Genomic DNA, 19,739 nt, shown 5'->3' with positions numbered 1-19,739 from the left:
ATGGTTACGTTAGCCGGAACACAGAACTTCAACGAGTTCGAACTTCATCTTAGAGCGATTTTGGGAATTCCTATTTCAGAAATTACTCTGGAAAGAAAAGGCGCAAGCGCTGTAATTCTTGCGAGTGCTGAAAATAAAATACCCGAAATTAGTGGGGTTGGATATTGCATCTGGAATGTCTGAATCGGGATTTTTAGAATTTTTCGGGAAAAACCTATTACAAGACCATATCGCAGAATGGGGCGTTACACTTTTCTTATTCTACAAAAGGAGAGGAAAATTTCTTTCTTCTTTCGGAAACGTGCGGGTTCTTTTGGCTTTCTAAAATCAAAAGTCAAATTGAATGAATCTCTATAAAAATCCAAAAGTAACAATCTTCAATTTGGTTTTTGCGTAAAACTTCTGTTTGGTGACCATACCACAAACTGCAATTCTATGCAAAAATTTGATTCTTTTTGGATTTTATAGTAATAATAACAAATGCGGTAGTTCCTAGAGATTATGTCTATTTTACGTGAGTTTTATCATGGTATGAGTTCCCACATTTTCAGAATTGTCTGTAAAATCCAGGTTTCTAGGAACTACTACAAATTCTTTCTTTTCTTGATTGTTTTGAATAGTGTATAGAGGCGATTTTAGACTTGTAGTACTACTTTTTGTAGTAGTTCCTAGAAATTTTGTTCGTATGATATAAATTAAGTGTTCTTTGTTTGGTTCGTTTTTCGTTACTCATCCCTATCCAATTGAGTATCTAAATGTTTGTTCCAAAATACAGTTTCAAGTAAGTTCTGTAAAATCCAATACAAAAGTGATTGAGGCTCAGCTGAGCGCTCTCTATCATAACCTTACCCACAAGTTGAATAGGATTTTAGAATCATAAGGCTCAAAAACGCACATTTTTCAAGTGTTCCGACAAGAATGAGTCTTTTTACTTGCAAAAAGCATGTTTTTCTGATAGAGAAAAGTCTTCCGAATTTCTCCACCTCCGCCCCCACCCAAAAATAAGGGCGGGAACTCAGTTTTACAGAGGATTTGTCGTAATTCCCACAGATTTAATATTGAAATCTAAATACTTGTGGGTAAGGTTATGGCTCTCTATGGATCGCGTTCTATATTAAAACTAAAGACGAAATATTACGTTTCTTTCATGCATCTTATTGATTGAAGCTGAAAGCGCGGTCCGGCAACACCGGATCTGCCCAAATTCTCTTTCTCTGAATTTACATTACAGAAATTTAAATTAATGGTTTGAGTATTTTATGATGTAATTATGAGTAGTTTATTTACGAAAAAAATTAGCCTTATATATTTAAAATTTGTACAGAATTCAAAGATTGCTAATAGAAAAGTATTAAAAAGTTTGCAAACTTTTATCTACAACGATTTCTGTAGGAAAGCGGCAGTTAATTAGAAATTCATAAAGTACTACCGTTTATAGGTTTTTTAGAAATTTTCCACTTAGAAAAAATCTCTTATATAATTTTTCGCCCCAATCATAAGTTATCAGTCAATAGAGTAGTTGAAAAATTAATTCTCCATCTGCTTGAAACGGACAATTAAATCAGTTTTGTTAATTCCACTATGGAATTTTTAAAAAACTCTAATATAGAATTGTATAAAATTTTTCGATGACTTCAATTTAAGAAATTCTTATCAGAGTTTTTACGAAACAATCTCGACATTGTAAAAATTTCCGCGTAAAGAACCCTCAACTCTTCACTCGTCCAAATCAAACTATTGTGTTTTCTAAAAATTAAAATGAAGACTTCCTTTTAAAAGATAGTAAACCGTATCTTCGTAAAATCCACGGCTCATTTCAAATATCGTTTCTATGGAATTTGTAACAGATACAAAATTTATTCCACTTTTTCAGAAAGAATCAGAAGCAATCGATCCAGATCTTTTTTAAGATCGATAAGACTTTTTTTATCTATTTCCAAACTTTCAATCAGTTTTGAAGGAACAAAAACCGCCTTATCTCTAAGTTTTTTTCCTTTTGCAGAAAGGTAAATTTTTACGGAACGTTCGTCTTCTTTAGAACGTTTTCGTATTACAAATTCTGAATCCTCTAAACGTTTAAGCAGGGGTGTCAAAGTTCCGGAATCCAGATATAATTTTTTTCCAATTTCTTTTACGCTACAAGCATCCTCCTTCCAGAGTATGAGTAAAACTAAATATTGTGGATAAGTAATACCTAATTCTTCTAATATAGGACGATAAATCGCGGTCAAAGCTCTGGAACAGGCATAAAGCGGAAAACAAATCTGATTTTCTAAAAAAAGATTTTTTGTGGTCTTTCCCATTTTTAAAGAAGTCGGCTTTATTTTTATTGTTTTAAAAGATTCTGGATCTCTTTTTCAATATTTTCGGGAGTAGTAATGGGAGAATAACGTTTGATTACGTTCCCTTGTTTATCCACTAAAAATTTAGTAAAGTTCCATTTGATTGAATTTCCTAAAAAGCCCGAAGCCTTATTTCTTAAAAACTGAAATACTGGATGAGCGTTATCTCCGTTTACTTCTATTTTTTTAAAAATAGGGAATTTCACTCCGTAATTTTTCTGACAAAAGTTTTTGATCGTTTCATCAGAGCCCGGCTCCTGATGTTTAAACTGATCACACGGAAAACCTAAAATTTCCAGCCCTTCGGTTTTATACTTATCATATAAATTTTGTAAACCTGCGTATTGTGGCGTAAAAGCGCATTCGCTGGCGGTATTTACAATTAAGAGTACTTTCCCTTTATAATCTTCTAATTTTTGTTCCTTTCCATTGTTTAGAGTTGCTGTTAAATCATATAATGTCTCGTTCATATCGAACCTCAATTAAATTGTGCACAATTTAATTTTATAAAATAAGAATTTAAAATTTTAGTCAACAAAAATTTTTACTGCTTTTGAATTGCAGTTTCATTTCTAAAATTATGTATAAATTTTCGCGTTTTTTAAATTTTGAAACTGCTTTTATTAAAATTTATATTACTCATAACTATAATAAAGTACCTAATATTTTACATGAATCAGCGTTTTGTGATAGAATTAAAGGTACTCAATTTTATAGAGATTAGTAACGTGAGTTAACGCAGCTATAAAACTCAAGCTGTCTCGCTTCTATGGTCGCTCGACAGATCGTGTTTTATATTGAAACTAAAAACGATATACTGTATAACGTTTCTTGCATGCAATTTATTGACCAGAGCTAAAGAGCCCATTTCTGATTTTCTTACGTCGAACTCACATTATATTAGAGTTGTTGAAAATGAATTTCCCATCTGTTTTCGTTACATTGAAAATGGACAATTAAATCAGTTTTGTTAATTTCACTATGAAATTTTTTAAAAACTCTAATATAGAATGTATAAAATTTTTCGATGACTTCAATTTAAAGAACTCTTATCAGAGTTTTTACGAAACAATCTCGACATTGTAAAAATTTCCGCATAAAGAACCCTCAACCCTTCACTTCCATGATGCTCGCCCAAATCAAGCTATTGTGTTTTCTAAAAATTAATTTCCACAATTGATTGGTTTTACCAATAATTTGACCTAAACGAAGAACCTAAAATGAGTCGTTTTAAAAAGATTTAACTTTCATAAAAAATTATACTGATCATACATCCGAATTTGTTTTTTTAAGGTCTTGATTTTTTAAAACAAAAATTAGAATCGATACCATGATCTCTACTTATAAAGTTTTAATTCCCTTACCTTCCGTCGATTTCGATCCTTCCGAAGCTTCAATTCCTTGGAAAATATTAAAGGAAAATGGTTATGAAGTATTTTTTGCAACCCCAAACGGCAAACCTGGATCTGCTGATTTTAGAATGCTTACTGGAAAAGGTCTTGGAATTTGGAAACCGATTTTAATCGCTCATAAAAAAGCCAGAACCGCTTACAATGAAATGATCTCCGATCCGAACTTTCAGAATCCAATCTCTTATAAAGATTTAAAAACGGAGAATTTTGCAGGACTCATTCTTCCAGGTGGGCACGCTCCGGGAATGAAAGAATACTTAGAATCAGAAGAATTACAAAAATTTGTAGGTTCATTTTTTGCTACTGGTAAACCTGTCGGAGCAATTTGTCACGGTGTCGTTTTAGCAGCTCGTAGTAAATTACCTGGAACTAATCGTTCTATTCTTTACGGAAAAAAAACTACGGCTCTTTTAAAATCTCAAGAAATGGCGGCTTGGAACCTTACTAGACTTTGGTTGGGAAATTATTATAGAACTTATCCTCAAACCGTTGAAGAAGAAGTAAGATCGGCTCTAAAAGATCCGAATGATTTTCACTTCGGCCCAAAACCAATCTTTAGAGACAATCATAAAAAATTAAAAAGGGGTCATTCAATCACGGACGGAAATTACGTTTCTTCTCGTTGGCCGGGAGACGCACATTCTTTCACAGTTTCTTTTATGAAGTTATTTTCAAATCGTTAATTTAAAAGAATGCTAAATTATAATTTACTTATAAACCTTATTGTATTTCTTTCTGCAGCAGTAATTTCAGTACCTTTGTTCAAAAAAATTGGATTAGGTTCCGTAGTAGGTTATCTCGTTGGTGGAACTATAATCGGTCCTTGGGGAATAGGTTTAATCACCGACGTGGATAGTATTTTACATCTTTCCGAATTTGGGGTTGTCTTACTTTTATTTTTAATAGGACTTGAATTAAAACCTCAAAGACTTTGGATTTTGAGAAGGCCCGTTTTCGGCTTGGGAGGTCTTCAAGTCGTTTTAACTTCTCTTACTTTTTTTATATTACTTTCTTTCTTAGGTTTGGAAAAACGCCAAGCAATTGTAATCAGCATTAGTATTTCATTATCTTCTACTGCATTTGCTCTTCAAGTTTTGGGAGAAAAAAACGAACTCAATACTACACACGGCAGAAGCGCTTTTGCGATTCTTCTGTTCCAAGATTTAGCAGTAATTCCAATTATGGCTACACTTTCCTTTTTAACCGAATCTACCTCCGATCCGGAATCTCATGGAAGTATAAAGGAAATCTTATTTGCTATCGGAACAATTATTGCCGTTATTTTAGCGGGAAGGTTTTTAGCGAGACCTTTGTTTAAGTTAGTCGCTTCCAGTGGGAATCATGAAATTTTCACTGCCCTGTCCCTTTTGATCGTTATCGGAGTTTCGATTCTAATGAATCAAGTAGGATTATCGATGGCCCTTGGATCTTTTTTAGGAGGAGTTATACTTGCGGACTCTGAATACAGACACGAATTAGAATCCAATCTAGAACCGTTTAAAGGATTATTTCTTGGATTATTTTTTTTAGCCGTCGGAATGTCTATCAATCTGGGAGAAGTTTTAAAAGACCCGATCCTTGTAATATTACTTGCATTTATTTTAATATTCGTTAAAGCGATTATTTTGTATTCCATCGGTATAATTACTAAACATTCTAAGGAAGTCTCTCTTAATCTTTCCACGATCATCTCACAAGGTGGCGAATTTGCATTTGTAATTTTAGGAGTTGGAGTATCCCTATCCATTCTTCCAAAAGAAAAAGCTGATTTAGTAATTGCAGTTGTAACTTTTTCCATGGGTTTAACTCCCGTCCTTGGAATTCTCAAAGATAAAACGGCCAAATGGATTTTCAAAGAAAATCAAAATTTAAAAGAAGATACTATAGAAGAGCAGAATCGAGTTATCGTGGTCGGCTTTGGAAGATTTGGCCAGATTATTGCGAGAATGCTTTTCGTTCACAAGATCGGTTTTACTGCATTGGAGCATAACCCTGACCAAGTGAACTTAGCAAGAAAATTCGGTTATAAGATCTACTACGGAGACGCAAGTAAATTAAGTCTTTTAAGGTCCGCTGGCGCGGAACATGCAGATTTATTTATATTAGCTATTCAGGATATTGATATTTCGGTAAAAATCGCCGAATTGATTAAAAAAAATTTCCCGAATTTGACCATCATAGCGAGAGCGAGAAATCGGGAACACGTTTTCAAACTAATGGAACTAGGAATTCAAATTATTCGTAGAGATACTTTCGCCTCTGCATTGGAATTAGCCGGAGAAACTTTGAGTCAATTAGGTTTTATGGATTCCGAAGTGGAAAAGAAAGTTAAAAAGTTCAGGGCTCACGACGAATTGACTTTGAAAGGTCAATTCCAAATTCGAGGAAACGAAAAAGAATTTATTCAATTTTCTAAAAATTCAATGCGTCAATTAGAAGACGCTTTTGAAGCAGATCGTCAGGAAAAAGAAGGAAAGATTGCTGGATAATTCGTTTCTAAGGCTTCCAATTTGACAAAAAAGTATTTTTTCGTATACACTATTCAATAAATTATTTCAAATCTATAACAGTGATTTGACGAAAAATATAAAATTATAATTTGTTTTTCTTTATATTTTAGATCGGTTTTGATAGATATGTTCAATTGGAGACTTTTTGTTTTAAACTTTTTACTACGTTTAAAACAAAAGAATCTAATTCTCTTCACTATTCTCTTTGGAGTGGCTTGTGACAAAGCCGCTCCCATTTTTTAAATTTATTTACTTCAAAAGATACTTTAAATTTTTAGAATATAAAAATTGTCTTATTAAGTACCTGTATGAAATTGACCTTTTCTGTCATTATCTAATAAAAATTTATTCTACTTAGATTTCCTTTTTTAAAAACCATTAGAGTTGTTGAAAATTCCATAGTTCAATTAACAAAACTGTTTCAATCGACCATTTCCATGAAATAGAAGCGGATGAAGAATTAATTTTTCAACAACTCTATTGAATATTTTTTATAACTTATCTTAAAATAATTCAGAACAATTATACAATAATTGATTTTTAAAGATCATATCAAAATGAAAACGTTGTTATTTTACAAAAAATTAAAATTTTATAAAATACGTTATTATTCAAAAACCTTAAATTAAAGATTTGCACAAAAACTATAAATCAACCTTTATAAAATCTTTTTATGGGAAAACAAATTGCAGTCACTATGACTAAAATCGATGAAAGTTCATTTTAATATTTCTTAAAATCTATTTCTGAAATTCAAATTCTTAAAGCGGACGCTTCGTCAGCTTCAAAAGACGCTTTTATGATCGATGATTTTTCGAAAGATCACGAAAACGACTTTATCTACTATATTTGGAACAAATCATTTCCTTGGAATTTTGAGTTTTCTCAAACTAAAACAAATCGAACGGAACAAAATCTTTATTATATAAAAAATATCTTTGAGGCTCCTTGTATCGAATATAGCCGTCATAATTTCAACGAAAAACAAAATTATGGAAGATTATATTGGAGCAAAAATTTTGCGGTGATAAACCCATTACAATACGATATAATGAAATTCGATCAATGGTATAACCAAATCATTCAATGGGTTAAAAAAAAAATGGAAAGCAAAAATATAAAGGAAAATTAAATACTTACTATCTTTCAGACGCTTGGAAATTATATGCAGAAAAAATTTAGAAAACCCTTATAAACTAAATTTTTAATAAAACTTTTTAAACAATGTTTTACGTAAAAATTCTCATAAAGATATAATCAAAAAATAGCATTTTAATGTGAGTTCGGCATAACAAATTCGAAAGCAATTATTATGCTGCGATCCATAGAGAGCAGCACCTGAGTTTTTTATTCGCCCCAATTTTTTTACGTTGAACTCACGTTATTTTGCAAATGAGTGCATTAGAGTATTATATTTCTTTTAAGTTCTAAAGTGTAGTATTAAAAATTTTAAAGCGATTTTAAAATTTCTTCTCGTTTCTTTTTAAATTCTTCCTCGGAAATCAATTTTTTATCTAACAATCGCTTCAATTCCATCAGTCTTTTTTCAGCTTCTCTAGAATCTGTTCCTGTTTCTTTATTTTGTTCTTTGATCTTATCCTGTTCGGATGTAGAAACGATAGTTTTATAAACGACGTGAAATTTTTTAGATTCACCAGTAACATCTTTATAATAAGATAATGTTCCAATTGCCGAATCCGGGATAAAAATTTCCAAGTAAGATTTGATATTTGATTCCGATAATGAATAATTAGACCAATCCTGAAACGTATAAATAGTTTGAAAGTCTATGAATTGGTTCAATTCCAAAAATATAAAGTGAATTGAATCTATTGTAGGATAGAGTAAAAATACAGTCCTTCGAATTCTCCTACCCGGATTGATATAGTCTTCCTTTTTTAATATCCATAGTTGATAAGTTTGATTAGGAAAACGTTCAAAGTTTTGATAAGAACGCTCTGCAATTTCTTCACTCAATTCTTTCGAAAAAATTCTCAATATCGATCCATTCACTAAGGAATCATTTCGATTTCCCATTCGATTCAAAGCGTCCATAATTGCAGTTTTAAAATGATCCCGTTTTTCGTTGTTTATATAGGTTGCGCTCCGATCCAACCAATTGGGCAGATCAGGACCATTTTCAAACGAATAGAATGCGATTGTATCAGAAAAATAATTTAGCTCTTTACGAATTCCAGAAAAACAAGAAATCGAAAAAAAAAGAAATAATATAATTACTATTTGATTTATTAAAAAACTCATAGCACACAATCTAAAATAATAAATTAAAATATTCTTAAATTAAAATTTAGAATAAATAATCATAAGAAATTTTCTGATCTTTATAGATTAAGGTTCTTACAACGTGTCTCAAGACTTAATTGTACTTTATCAGAAAGATCAAGCTGTAAGAACTCTCAGTTTTAAGACACGTTCTTATATTTAAAACGTAAGATTCAAAAACTTTAATAAAACGGTTATTCTTTTTTTCCAGAATCTTTCTTTTTCAAAATGTTTCCTATCTTACCGAGATCCGCTGGTTTGATTTTGGTTTCTGCGGCTTTTTTATTTTCTTCCTGAATATCTTTATAAACTTCGGCTCTGTGTACCGAAACATCCCTAGGCGCCTTAACTCCAATCTTAACCTGATCGCCTTTTATATCGACGATGACAATTTCTATATCATCTCCGATCATAATCGATTCGTTCGTTCTTCTCGCTAAAACCAGCACTAACCGATCTCCACCGCTGCTGATTCGAGAATTTTTTCTCGAACCGAATGAGATTCGTTTCTAGAAATGAATTGTTTTCCTATAAGTGTTTCTTTATTGATCAGAATCGGACCTTGAGTATTTGCGGTCATCATCGAAGGATCTTCTCCTGGAACCGTTACGATCACCAACGTTAGACTTTCTTTTATCTCGTTTATCCCAATTCCGAGTAGTTCCTGTTCCGGTATCAAAGGTTTGTATTCTTTTTTAAAAAGAGAAGGAGGAATTACCACAAACGCAAGATCGACTTCTTCAATCGATTGAAGCCATTTAAAAACGGATTCCTCTTCTTCTTCGATCAATGCGAATTTTTTATATTCTTCAAATCCTAATAAACCTTCCGGAAAAGATAAGATTTGTTTTTCGGATATTTGCATTTTACCGAACGGTTTTGTTTGAATCTCGATTCCCATCTTAAATTTTTACCTTAGAAATTTACTTCCCGGATTGTGTTTTATCTTAGAAAATCCATCAATGTCGGTTTAATAATTTTTGATCCCACGTTAAGCGCATATTGATGCACTGTCTCCAACCATTTCATATTCATAATGGTTTCGGGAAAATCGATTCCTTCGTTTTTGGATAAAAGTTCGGTCATATAAGATTTATCAAAATCCACTCTTTGAGCGTGTTCTTCCATTCGATTCATTCTCGCGCCTACGATTGCACGATAACGTAGAACATTTTCCATCGCCAAATCCAAATCTTGTAGATCGCGTCCGGAAATTCTTTCCTGATCTTTTTGAATCAGATCGTTTCTAAATTGGATCATTACGTCGAAAACGGAAAGTCCTGTTACGGTTGCAGATTTAGAATAGTTGTTAGGCGGTTCGGAAGTCGCGGAATCTACAAGTCCGATATCTCTTAAAATGGTTCCACCTTCTACGTCTTCCATCCAGATTTGATGAGGAGCCGTAGAACTTAAACTAATGTTGTCCTGCGCCAATTTGTTCGCCTTTACTTCTAAAGGAGAATTGTTAATCTTATCAATGATGTCGTCTATCGTATCTCCCGCGGACACGTGTATCTCTACTCCATCAATCTTAAACTTTTGATCCGAAGATGCCACATAACCAGAGTTATCTACCTTACTAGTGATGCTCATATTGGTTCCCCAGAAAACCTTGTTTCCGGGTATCGTTACGGGAACGTATTCTCCTTTTTCGATCTCTCTGAGTTGTTCGCCTATATCACCTCTGTATTCTACGCCTATGTATTGATTTTTAAGTTCGATTCCTTGAAGTCCTTTGATCTTGGATTCGATCGGTTCAAAAGGAGGTCTTTCGATCACGTGACCTCCAAACAAAGGACGCCCCGTAGCGTCTCTTGTGTTTGCAATGTCGACTAACGCTCTTAAAATTTCGTCGATTTCTTTTCCGATAGCCACTTCAAGTTCAAAACCTTTATCGCCTTGATAAATACCGTTGGACGCCTGAACCGCCAACACTCTCGCCCTTTGAAACAAAGAGCCGATACGATCTAATTCCCCGTCGATTTGTTGCAGACGAGAATTTCCGTCGTCTATATTTCTTTGAAAAGTTTCCAACTCGTTTAATCTAGAACGGAAAAACATCTGATTTGTGGCACGACCGGGCTCATCAGACGGGAGACGAATTCTTTGTCCGGTAGAAAGTTGGTTTTGAGTTTCGTCCATGTTAAGCTGATGTCTGTTTAAATTATGAATCAGACTGTTGTTCTGCATCATGTTCGTTATACGCATCATAAAATTCTCTCCTTACTCGCCTATATCACCCGCGAGATCAAACGCCTAGTCGATTGATGATCGTATCTAGAATTTCGTTCATAGTATTGATCATTTTTGCAGACGCGTTATAAGCATGCTGAAACTGAACCATGTTGGCCATTTCTTCGTCCAGGTTGACTCCCATGACCGATTGTCTCATGTTTTCTAGTTCGGTCATAAGATCGTTTTGAATTCCGAACTCCTGTTTTGCTTCCCTCGCTTCGGTTCCCAACTTAGAAATCAAAGTATTATAAAAGTCGTCGGTCGTTTTAGAATAATCCACCATAACTGGACTGTTTCTCAAAGCAGACGCAACCATAAGAGCGTTTCTTCCATCCTTATGACCTCCGGGTGAATTATAATCCCCCGTTCCTCCTACGTCTTTACCTCGAGCGGCTGCTATGTTAGCAACGTTATTCGCAATTGAATCGGAAACTCTAAAATGAGAAGAAGGATGAAAATGAGGGGTTAACGTAACGTCTTCAGAACGAGCTTGTAACTTATTGATTTCTCCAAGACGTTTGTAGTCATACGCACCCGAAGGTCCTGAGGCCATTAAGATTCCAGTCATTCCCACAAGAAGATCTCCCGAATCTTCAATATGTCTTATGATAAAATTTTTATTTGGATGATCATCCGCAACCGTAGCCTTTAAAGCCAATTGATTGTCATGGTTCATATAAGCCACAACACCAGAACGAGAAGCATTGATCTTCTTGATAATTCCGTTTAACGTATCATTAGAAGAATACGGAATCAAAACGGGAGATTCTTTTGTATCCGATTGATGAAAAGTGATCGTTCCGTTTATTCCGATGGGGCGATCCGGATCTAAAGTGTTTCTTCCTGTAATTCTAAAAATTGCAGTAACGTCGTTTTGACCGTCCCCGTTGGAATCGTATTCCCCAAACGTATTGATCGACAAAGAACGAATATTAAAGAATGATTGATTTGTATTTCCATTAATTCCAAAACCATCTTTATGAATTTCGTTTACAGCATCCATTACGTTTATGGAAAGTGAATCTACTTGATCAATTTTCTCGCGAATGATCTTATCTCTTACTTCGATCAAACCCTGTAATCTTCCTTTTCTCAAAAGAACAGGATCTCCAGTTGCGGACCAAAACAAATCCAAAAGTCCGTCTTTAGAAGGATTTCCTATAATATCGATTTTGTTCGCTTTATTTCCTTGAACTAAAATTTGCTGACCAATAAAAACCATCAATTCATCCTCGTCGGAACGACCGATTGTAACGTCCACCAAGGAAGAAAGTTCTTGTAAAAGTGCGTCTCGTTTATCGTAAAGATCGTTTGGTCTATCGCCTAACGCTTCCGATTTTCCGATTCTTTCGTTTAAAGTACGAATGTTTTCCGAGATTGTATTTAAATGATATGTTTTTGTTTCGATCTCACGGTTCGCTTGATCTCTGAGTTGTGCGAGTTTACGATAAACGTCTTCGGTTCTACTTCCAAGTCCATTCGCTTTTTCTAAAACAACAGAACGATGTGCGTTGTCTTCGGGATAGTTTGCTAAATCTTCCCAAGAAGACCAAAATTTATCCATCAAAGTCCTAAGAGTAGTGCCGTTGGGTTCGTTAAAAACAGTTTCCAATTGATACAGATATTCGTTACGAGCCGCCCAGTAATCTTTATTTCCAGAAGTTTCAATAATTCTATCGTCAATAAAATTATCTCGGATCCTTTCTATAGAAGCGATTTCGACTCCTTGACCGATTTGTCCCGGAAGATTAGCACGATTCAGAGAAGGATCGTACAATGGATCCATCGCCGTCATCGTAACCCTTTGTCTCGCATAATGCTTGTTATCTGCGTTGGAAATATTATGACCTGTCGTTTGAAGGGCTTGCTGATGCGCGGTTAAACCCCGCTTTCCGATTTCAAGACCTGAAAATGTAGAACCCATGGCTTCTTCCTCCTATAACAAATGATTCGATCGATTTACGCTGACGCATTTAGCATCAAAGATTGTCTTTTGGTTTGTTTACGTTCTAGATTTTTTCCGGAGCCATAAGTGTTTATATCGGATTCCATCGCTTTTTCTTTCATCGCTTCGATCGTTTTAGAAAGAACCTCTTGACGAGTTAAAATCAGCCTTTCATTGGATTTGATTTTTTCTTTCAGTCGATGCAGAATCGATTTTAAAGAAGAACCAAATTCTTTTAATCGATAGTTAGAATCTCTATCGATACGGTTCAAAAAATCGGATAACGTCGGCACGCCAGTCTCGGGAAAAGTAAAATTTTTAGAACGATACACTTCTTCGATCGATTTCATTCTAACTCTTTCGATCTCAGAGGCCATCACGAGTAGTTCATATGTTTTTTTCGTAATCGACTCAAGAGACTTACCGTCAGCTTGAACAATTGCAGTCGACTTTTGAATTTCAAGTTCCAAAACGTTTGAATAAAGATTGATCTCGTCTTGAAAAAGTTTCGTAAGCTGCTCCAGCCATTCCTCTTGTTGCATTTGTTTTATCCGATCCTGCTAACAAGAATCGGTAAAATTAGAAATTTGCTTAGGTAATTTTCAAAGAAAATCTTAAATGTGGGAACTATTACAGATAGATTTTTTCAAACCACATACGCAGAGAGATAAATTAAAAGAAATAAAGTTCATCGTAGATTTAAAACGTGGGAACTACCTCAAAAGTTTAAAAGAGAAAAATACGATTTAAACAGAATGAGACGTAATTCGTAGGAACTACTCCGTTTTAGTTTTACTCAGAACTATAACAGAGCATCCAATTTTGTTTTATAATAGAGTTGTTGAAAAATTCTATAGTGGAGATTTAGTAAAACTACTTCAATTGCAGAAGACTGAACACTTTATTTTATAACTCTGAGTAATAAGGGTTACAACAATTCTTTTCGAGACTATAGAAAATAAATTTTTAGAATAGAAACCTTTATAAAATGGAATTTCAATTTTTGTAATGAAAATTTTATACAGAAATTAGGCGTTTAGAATGATTGATATTGGATCTTACTAAGATTTCAATAAAAGAAAAAATTAAAAAACATTCTACTATATATAAGAAATCGTTTCAAAACTAAGTATAACGCGAGTTTGGCGTAAGAAAACCGGAGCGAATCCGGCCTGCCATAGGCAGCCACCAGGCTCTTTAGCTCCGGTCAATAAATTGCATACAAAAAACATGATACAACAATCGTCTTTAGATTCAATTTAGAACACGATCTAAAACTCGATCCATGGAGTGTGTGTTGCTGAATTTCCTCGTATCGATCCCTTCCGTGTTAAGTATAAATTTTACTAAAAATTTATAATAATTCGTTTTAAAAATCGAACCGATATATAAATCAAAAATTCGATCAGAAAATTTTTACTCTTAGATTTTATAGATATTTTTAAAAGAATCTTAAATTCGGCCGTATAAAAATATTCTCAAAAACACAATGCAAAAGTACATCAAAATTCTTTATTTTATAATTTTTATTCTATTCTTAAATTTCGAAACTATATTTCCTAAAAACGAAGAAGTTAAAATCAAAGAAACAAAAACTAAGAAAGAGATTCATATTGTTCTTAAAAAAAGCGAAGAATCGAAAATCAAAAAAGAAACTCATTCCGATTCTAAAAAAGAATTAAAAGAAAAAAAGAAAAAACAAGTAAATCTCGAATTCGAAGTTATCCAAAAAAAAGAATCTCTTTTTTCTTTTTCAATCCGAAGCAGAAAATTTGCACAAGGAGAATTGTTATTTCTGAAACTCATTCCGGAAAAAACGATTCTTTCTAAATTAGATAGAATCAAAATTTATTGGGAAAAAAAAGAAATTCCCTATACAAAAAAAGATTTGGTTTTTTACGCTTGGATTCCGATTTCACCAGAGTTTAATAAAAAAAGTGGAATATTAGAAATACATGATAAAAATCTTTTTAGAAAAAACGACTATAAGGAATACGAAATCCCCATCCATAAAACCACTTTTTCGGTCACAAAAATTTCTTCTCTTACTATGGATAAAAAATACACCTCCCAAGAACTTCCTCAAGAAACTCTGGATTTTATTGCAGAATGTTCTAAAGCAAAAGCGGAAGCGTTTCGTTCTAAAACAGATTTACAAATCGCATCCGACTTCGTTTATCCGGTGACAGAGGTTCATTTTACAAGTCCGTTTTACAAAAGACGAATTTATAACAAAACAAAAGGTAAACCGCACGGCGGTGTCGATTTTAAAGGAGCACAAGGAACCCCTATTTATGCGATCAACGATGGAACCGTAGTTTTATCCAGATCCATGTATTATGAAGGAAATTTCACGGTGATAGATCATGGTTTGGAAGTTTATTCTTTATACATGCATCAATCCGAATTGAACGTGAAAGTAGGTGATAAGATAAAAAAAGGAGATCTGATCGGTAAAGTAGGTTCTACCGGTATGTCAACGGGGCCACATCTTCATTTAGGTCTACGAGTTCAAGGAACAATGGTAAATCCTCTTTCCGTTATTGGTCAAAATTATTTTGAATAACAATTTTAGAATATTCTAAAATTATTATATAAAGGTTGAAAAGCGATTTTAATAAAATGTCGTAATTAGACACAAAATCTAAAATACTTTTCGGCCGAAAAAGTTTTTATTACTCAGAACTATAAAAAATTTGTCTTAAAACCTGAGAATTACTTATTTTTGAACCTCAATCAAATGAGTTAGTTACTACATTTTTATGAAATAAAAACGTTTTTTAAATTATACATTGAAAATTTATTATATAAAAATTATCTAACTAATCTTATATAATAATGCGAATTTTCAGACAAATTTCTTTCCTATTCATTTATATACCTAAATGTTCATCACAAAACGCCGTTTAATGTAAGTTGGATAGAATCCAATACAAAAGAGATTGAAGTGTAAATTATTGGATTGGTTCTTTATTAGAGTTGTTGAAAAACTAATTCTCTATCTGTTTTCGTTGCATTGAAATATACAATTGAAGCAATTTTACAAATCTTAATTATGAAATTTCTCAACCACTCTATTATATAATTCTGAGTAAAAATCAAAATTGAATTGTAATTGAAACGCGAACTTTTTGATTCACTGTGATTTTTTCTTTTTTACGGACGTCTGCTTTTAAAGGTAGAACATACTTTATAGAATTTTTTTCAGGAAAAATAGAAGTATTCCAACTCGTAATACCAATTTTAGCTAGAACTGGAATCATTCCCCAAGATCTATGCGTTTTATCTAATATAGTTCGTATTTCTTTGGAAGTTTTAACGGGCAATGTCAAAAAATGCCATCCTCCTTTACCCGGATAAATCCAAACAGTTGCTTGAAATTGAATTATAACCGAATTCAAATTTGTTTATATACCTTTACAGATTGGATTTTGTTTAACTTTTTCAAATTTTAAAAATAAACTGCGCTTGATAGTTTTTTATATTAGAGTCATTGAAAAATTAATTTTCTTATTAAAACGAATAGGGAAAATCCTTTGCAAACATGAATTTTTTCAAGAACTCTATTGTAAAAAGATATTTATAAATGAAATTCTAAATTTAAAGCCCGTCCATCCTTGCCGAAAGGTCGACAAAAATAATACGCTGAATTTTATAAAATGTGGAAACTCGTATAAAAGCAATAACAAGAAAGGAATTCCCAAAAGACGTAAATTACACAGTGTGACATAGTTTGTAGGAATATCATGTTTCAGTAAAACTTTGCCTAAAAGAATTCTCTATAAAACTAAACCTATATATAAACCTCCGTTTCTACATCAGTTAAACATTCATTTTATATGGACTTCTAAACAAAAACGAATAAGCAAAAAATATTAAAAAATTAAATCATTCAAATATTCTAATGCTTTTTCTGGCTCAAGATCATACCCGGTCGCTTCGGATCCGGTCCAATTAATACCCACCAATAAATTGTCGTTTTTCAAACCCGGAAGCCAACGATCCATAAAATTCTGAAAGGAAATTTCATAAGTTTTAAATAAAGAATATGCATCCACATGATCGATGACCGTTTGCACCCGATTTAGGGATGACCAAAAAGACATAACTCTTTTTCCGGAAATTGTTATAGGACTAGGAAAACCACTTTCATCCCGCAAAGTCCAAACCTTTTTGTGTTTTTTTATTTCTATAAAAAATTGATGAAATTGAGCAGACGATTGATTCCCCATAATTTTTGACATTTGATAATCGCCTCATCCATTTGAAATCTCGTTCGTATAACATAATATCAATGGAAGTAGAATTACTGAGTCATCCGCATTGAATTTCAAAATTGTTGTTTTACTTTCTCCAAAAAAATAAGTTCTTAAACACAATAACAGTCATAACAAAAAATCAACCGACAAGAATCATATATTAAAATTTCAATTTTTTTAAAAATCGGAAAACCTTAGTTATTCTCTTTTAAAACTTTGCAGAATTTTCTCCACGGATTCTTCGTGGGTCCTTCCTTTCACTAAACTTTCCGAAATATGAAATAAAAAAGAATCCGGAAGTTTATCCCCTGAGGCTATAAAAAAACCGGTTTTAGCGTATCTGGGCCTAAGATTGTCATAGTAGGTCCAAAAAACTCCATCCATTCTTTTTTCAAAATTCTCTTCACCTAACTCGTGTACTTCGACCATTTCTCCCTGGTTTATGGACAAATCTAAAAATTTTACAAACTCAGGTTTAATTTTATCAATTTCTAAAAAAGGTTCCGGAAAATAAAAGATTCGAATCGAAGGATAACGATTAGGGTCCGTTTCACTGGAAGAAATGATTCCTGCGATTTGACCGGTTCCGGTTTGATCTTTTAAAGTAAGATTTTTAGGATTATGAAAATAAAAATCTTCTGGAAGGGAAAGTTGAACTTGAATATTAGAATTTTTTAAAATTCTAGATTCCGAATTGTATTCCCAATTTGTAAGTTCCTTTTGTTCCCAAGTTGGTTTAAAAAGAAGATAAGAAGTTAAAATTTCTACTTGCTGAAGAGCTTTAAAACTCAAAAGTCCTCCGGTTAAAATCATTAAACCAAGTAAAGAAATTCTGTAAAAAACGGTACTTTCTAAAAAACGAAGTATAAAACCTATCGAACAATAAACGATAATGAAGATCACACCGGATCGATTAGAATAAAAATCAGTAAAAAAAAGAAATGCGATACAAAAAATAAATACAATTACTTCCGCAAAAGGATTTAAAAGAATTTGAATCGTGTCGTAAGTCGTAGCCGAATCCGGACCTATTTTGTACTTTTTAATGGATTTTTGTTTGAGTAATTTTCCAAACGCAAAAGAGATCAAAAAGAAAAAACCGCTCGCAACGATAAACGCACCTGAAACCAAAAGAAAAACAAATAAGATCGGAAGATGATTTTCATGTAAGACAAGAAAAGAAATTCCGATTACGGAATATGCTAGATAAAGCTTTCGTAAAAAGGAAAGTTGTTGCACTTTCACAAGTAAAGATTTGAGTTTCTTCCATCCAGGAATTTTTGAGGGCCATTTCATGAGTCAGATTACCGATTTTTTTTCAGAGCTGAAAACGAGTTTTGACAACCTATCTCAGTCTATCCAATCATTTCTGAATACGATCGAAGCGATTCGTTCTTTTTTAAAGATTCTTTTTTCCATTGTTCCTTTAGATCTTTTTTTAGTTTTAATTTTTTCTCTGGTTCTTGTATATTTGTTCAATACAATCTCACCCACCACAACCCGTCTCAATTATACTTTAGGCGTATTGATCGTTTCGGCGCTTCGGGCATTTTTTCACCAAACGTTGTCTCAAACTTGGAATTTAGGTCCGGTGTCTCTGACAGCGATTTTTCTTTTGGCTCCGGCTTATTTTGTTTCTCTATTACGTTTTGGATTTTATTTTTTGAAAAAAATTCAAAAACGAAAAAGTGAAATTAACCCAAAAAATTTTGAAACAGGACTCAATAACATTCAAAAATCATTTTATACTCTAATGGCAAAGGGTTATGAAGAACTTCACTCCACAGATGGAAAATCTTCTTTGGACTTGAACGTTTTCAAAGAACAAATTACGGAATTAGAAAGAACGATCCAAGGTTTAAAAAATCTTATCGATTCCGAAAAAAAATAATTCCGGATTTTTTTTGATCATCACCTAACGGTCATTAATATATAATGATTAAGTAACGGGAATAATGCAAAATTCCGTTTTAAAACCTAAAAGAACAACTTAAAAAAGTTTAGGCGTTTCTGCTTTGAATGTACCGAAAAATAAAACTTTTAAATAAAAGTCGCTACCGGGCTGTTGCGCGAAAAAGGCCTTCGGCGTAACTTTTTCTTACTGAAAAAGTTGGGATCTGAACTCTACAAAATGTAGGTTTTATAAAATATTTGAACATGCTTTTTATCGATAAATCTAAATTGAATCAGAGTTTTGGAATGGATTTAAAGTAAAATCATTATAGAATAGTATTTTCATTTTTACTGTATCGTATAACGATGATTTTACATAAAATATGATTGGATAAAAATTCTTTTGAGATTTTAGGGCTTTCTAAATCTAAAATCCGATTTTGAATACTTCATTCTGTCGGTTTAAATAAATCTTTTATGGCGTTTTTTGCTTTAGATTGATTGAAATCGTCTCGATCGATTAATATTAAATCTAAATTTTCTTTTTCGAGACGGGTTAGAATTTTAGCAATTTCAGTTTGAGACTTTGAATTAGTTGCCAAATAACGGAATTTAGTTTTACATTCGGGACAAATTTTATCTTTCGTATAATTTAGACCGAGGTGTTTACAATTTCCACAGGTTCCATACAAATCATCTATCAGCAATAATTGGGAAGAAATTTCGGAAACGTTTAACTTCTTCCAAACACGAATGTACTTTTTATCTTCAGTTTGCATCACTTCATTTGGATAAATCAAACTTTTTGCGAGTCAAGACAAAACCGAAGGTTAAACCTAAATTCAATCCGCATCAAGAAA

General features: G+C 32.9%; 16 protein-coding genes and 3 pseudogenes. 6 read left to right on the top strand and 13 right to left on the bottom strand.

From position 1 onward, the window contains the following. Positions 1-357, top strand: a pseudogene (gene purT / locus LEP1GSC049_RS2000000227220) (phosphoribosylglycinamide formyltransferase 2); the annotation flags it as partial. A 664-nt stretch (positions 358-1,021) separates the two neighbouring features. Here the strand turns inward: purT and LEP1GSC049_RS2000000229400 are convergent. From LEP1GSC049_RS2000000229400 to LEP1GSC049_RS207665, 3 genes and pseudogenes are all read right to left on the bottom strand, one after another. Next, a pseudogene (locus LEP1GSC049_RS2000000229400) lies at positions 1,022-1,090 on the bottom strand (Imm7 family immunity protein); the annotation flags it as partial. A gap of 766 nt (positions 1,091-1,856) precedes the next feature. Beyond that, entirely contained in the window at positions 1,857-2,303 is a 447-nt protein-coding gene (locus tag LEP1GSC049_RS207660) for a MarR family winged helix-turn-helix transcriptional regulator (protein ID WP_004754428.1), read from the bottom strand. A gap of 23 nt (positions 2,304-2,326) precedes the next feature. Then, on the bottom strand, positions 2,327-2,812 hold the full coding sequence (locus LEP1GSC049_RS207665; RefSeq protein WP_004754405.1) for a glutathione peroxidase: 486 nt from the start codon (positions 2,810-2,812) through the stop codon (positions 2,327-2,329). Positions 2,813-3,672: 860 nt separating this feature from the next. Here LEP1GSC049_RS207665 and LEP1GSC049_RS207670 point away from each other — a divergent pair. From LEP1GSC049_RS207670 to LEP1GSC049_RS2000000228410, 3 genes and pseudogenes are all read left to right on the top strand, one after another. Further along, on the top strand, positions 3,673-4,437 hold the full coding sequence (locus LEP1GSC049_RS207670) for a type 1 glutamine amidotransferase domain-containing protein (RefSeq protein WP_004755450.1): 765 nt from the start codon (positions 3,673-3,675) through the stop codon (positions 4,435-4,437). 9 nt (positions 4,438-4,446) lie between these two features. Next, positions 4,447-6,243 (top strand): monovalent cation:proton antiporter-2 (CPA2) family protein, encoded by a 1,797-nt coding sequence (locus LEP1GSC049_RS207675; RefSeq protein ID WP_016748296.1) that lies wholly within the window; start codon positions 4,447-4,449, stop codon positions 6,241-6,243. A gap of 763 nt (positions 6,244-7,006) precedes the next feature. Next, positions 7,007-7,446: pseudogene (locus tag LEP1GSC049_RS2000000228410) on the top strand (hypothetical protein). 267 nt (positions 7,447-7,713) lie between these two features. On the opposite strand, the gene LEP1GSC049_RS207680 reads toward LEP1GSC049_RS2000000228410, so the two are convergent. The 6 genes from LEP1GSC049_RS207680 to LEP1GSC049_RS207705 form a co-directional block, all read right to left on the bottom strand. After that, positions 7,714-8,526: an LA_1326/LA_4305 family lipoprotein gene (locus tag LEP1GSC049_RS207680; RefSeq protein WP_004763657.1), complete on the bottom strand. Its 813-nt coding sequence runs from the start codon at positions 8,524-8,526 to the stop codon at positions 7,714-7,716. Positions 8,527-8,741: 215 nt separating this feature from the next. Then, positions 8,742-8,996, bottom strand: a complete 255-nt coding sequence (csrA, locus tag LEP1GSC049_RS207685) for a carbon storage regulator CsrA (RefSeq protein WP_000960595.1) — start codon at positions 8,994-8,996, stop codon at positions 8,742-8,744. Next, entirely contained in the window at positions 8,996-9,448 is a 453-nt protein-coding gene (gene fliW / locus LEP1GSC049_RS207690) for a flagellar assembly protein FliW (protein WP_004755088.1), read from the bottom strand. Before fliW ends, csrA begins: the two co-directional genes overlap by 1 nt. A 41-nt stretch (positions 9,449-9,489) precedes the next feature. Then, the gene (locus tag LEP1GSC049_RS207695; RefSeq protein WP_004756593.1) at positions 9,490-10,755 is read right to left on the bottom strand and encodes a flagellar hook-associated protein 3; all 1,266 of its coding nucleotides are present in this window, start codon (positions 10,753-10,755) and stop codon (positions 9,490-9,492) included. 40 nt (positions 10,756-10,795) lie between these two features. Beyond that, complete coding sequence (gene flgK / locus LEP1GSC049_RS207700; RefSeq protein ID WP_004754455.1) at positions 10,796-12,706, bottom strand: flagellar hook-associated protein FlgK; 1,911 nt, start codon at positions 12,704-12,706, stop codon at positions 10,796-10,798. A 35-nt stretch (positions 12,707-12,741) separates the two neighbouring features. Further along, entirely contained in the window at positions 12,742-13,269 is a 528-nt protein-coding gene (locus tag LEP1GSC049_RS207705; RefSeq protein ID WP_004755418.1) for a flagellar protein FlgN, read from the bottom strand. Positions 13,270-14,216: 947 nt separating this feature from the next. On the opposite strand from LEP1GSC049_RS207705, the gene LEP1GSC049_RS207710 reads away from it, so the two are divergent. Further along, a complete protein-coding gene (locus LEP1GSC049_RS207710) occupies positions 14,217-15,293 on the top strand; it encodes a M23 family metallopeptidase (RefSeq protein WP_004754969.1) in 1,077 nt (358 codons plus the stop codon). A 532-nt stretch (positions 15,294-15,825) separates the two neighbouring features. Here LEP1GSC049_RS207710 and LEP1GSC049_RS207715 read toward each other — a convergent pair. From LEP1GSC049_RS207715 to LEP1GSC049_RS207725, 3 genes are all read right to left on the bottom strand, one after another. Next, complete coding sequence (locus tag LEP1GSC049_RS207715; protein ID WP_004753984.1) at positions 15,826-16,128, bottom strand: DUF1905 domain-containing protein; 303 nt, start codon at positions 16,126-16,128, stop codon at positions 15,826-15,828. A 474-nt stretch (positions 16,129-16,602) separates the two neighbouring features. Next, a complete protein-coding gene (locus LEP1GSC049_RS207720) occupies positions 16,603-16,959 on the bottom strand; it encodes a DUF2750 domain-containing protein (protein WP_016748294.1) in 357 nt (118 codons plus the stop codon). Between the two features lie 225 nt (positions 16,960-17,184). After that, the gene (locus LEP1GSC049_RS207725; RefSeq protein ID WP_016561201.1) at positions 17,185-18,282 is read right to left on the bottom strand and encodes a hypothetical protein; all 1,098 of its coding nucleotides are present in this window, start codon (positions 18,280-18,282) and stop codon (positions 17,185-17,187) included. On the opposite strand from LEP1GSC049_RS207725, the gene LEP1GSC049_RS0207625 reads away from it, so the two are divergent. Next, a complete protein-coding gene (locus LEP1GSC049_RS0207625; protein ID WP_004765750.1) occupies positions 18,281-18,877 on the top strand; it encodes a hypothetical protein in 597 nt (198 codons plus the stop codon). The genes LEP1GSC049_RS207725 and LEP1GSC049_RS0207625 overlap by 2 nt on opposite strands. 451 nt (positions 18,878-19,328) lie before the next feature. Here the strand turns inward: LEP1GSC049_RS0207625 and LEP1GSC049_RS207730 are convergent, their stop codons facing one another. After that, the gene (locus LEP1GSC049_RS207730; RefSeq protein WP_004754461.1) at positions 19,329-19,658 is read right to left on the bottom strand and encodes a hypothetical protein; all 330 of its coding nucleotides are present in this window, start codon (positions 19,656-19,658) and stop codon (positions 19,329-19,331) included. Positions 19,659-19,739: the final 81 nt, after the last annotated feature.

Origin of the sequence: Leptospira kirschneri serovar Cynopteri str. 3522 CT (assembly GCF_000243695.2) — a bacterium.
GTDB lineage: Bacteria > Spirochaetota > Leptospiria > Leptospirales > Leptospiraceae > Leptospira > Leptospira kirschneri.
Note: the sequence above shows the minus strand (reverse complement) of the source record. Positions and strands in the feature narration are given on the sequence as shown.

Excerpts from the sequence above, each read along its gene's own strand:
- LEP1GSC049_RS207660 (WP_004754428.1), bottom strand. The coding sequence starts at position 2,303 with ATGGGAAAGACCACAAAAAATCTTTTTTTAGAAAATCAGATTTGTTTT.
- LEP1GSC049_RS207665 (WP_004754405.1), bottom strand. The coding sequence starts at position 2,812 with ATGAACGAGACATTATATGATTTAACAGCAACTCTAAACAATGGAAAG.
- LEP1GSC049_RS207670 (WP_004755450.1), top strand. The coding sequence starts at position 3,673 with ATGATCTCTACTTATAAAGTTTTAATTCCCTTACCTTCCGTCGATTTC.
- LEP1GSC049_RS207675 (WP_016748296.1), top strand. The coding sequence starts at position 4,447 with ATGCTAAATTATAATTTACTTATAAACCTTATTGTATTTCTTTCTGCA.
- LEP1GSC049_RS207680 (WP_004763657.1), bottom strand. The coding sequence starts at position 8,526 with ATGAGTTTTTTAATAAATCAAATAGTAATTATATTATTTCTTTTTTTT.
- fliW (WP_004755088.1), bottom strand. The coding sequence starts at position 9,448 with ATGGGAATCGAGATTCAAACAAAACCGTTCGGTAAAATGCAAATATCC.
- LEP1GSC049_RS207695 (WP_004756593.1), bottom strand. The coding sequence starts at position 10,755 with ATGCGTATAACGAACATGATGCAGAACAACAGTCTGATTCATAATTTA.
- flgK (WP_004754455.1), bottom strand. The coding sequence starts at position 12,706 with ATGGGTTCTACATTTTCAGGTCTTGAAATCGGAAAGCGGGGTTTAACC.
- LEP1GSC049_RS207705 (WP_004755418.1), bottom strand. The coding sequence starts at position 13,269 with ATGCAACAAGAGGAATGGCTGGAGCAGCTTACGAAACTTTTTCAAGAC.
- LEP1GSC049_RS207710 (WP_004754969.1), top strand. The coding sequence starts at position 14,217 with ATGCAAAAGTACATCAAAATTCTTTATTTTATAATTTTTATTCTATTC.
- LEP1GSC049_RS207720 (WP_016748294.1), bottom strand. The coding sequence starts at position 16,959 with ATGGGGAATCAATCGTCTGCTCAATTTCATCAATTTTTTATAGAAATA.
- LEP1GSC049_RS0207625 (WP_004765750.1), top strand. The coding sequence starts at position 18,281 with ATGAGTCAGATTACCGATTTTTTTTCAGAGCTGAAAACGAGTTTTGAC.
- LEP1GSC049_RS207725 (WP_016561201.1), bottom strand. The coding sequence starts at position 18,282 with ATGAAATGGCCCTCAAAAATTCCTGGATGGAAGAAACTCAAATCTTTA.
- LEP1GSC049_RS207730 (WP_004754461.1), bottom strand. The coding sequence starts at position 19,658 with ATGCAAACTGAAGATAAAAAGTACATTCGTGTTTGGAAGAAGTTAAAC.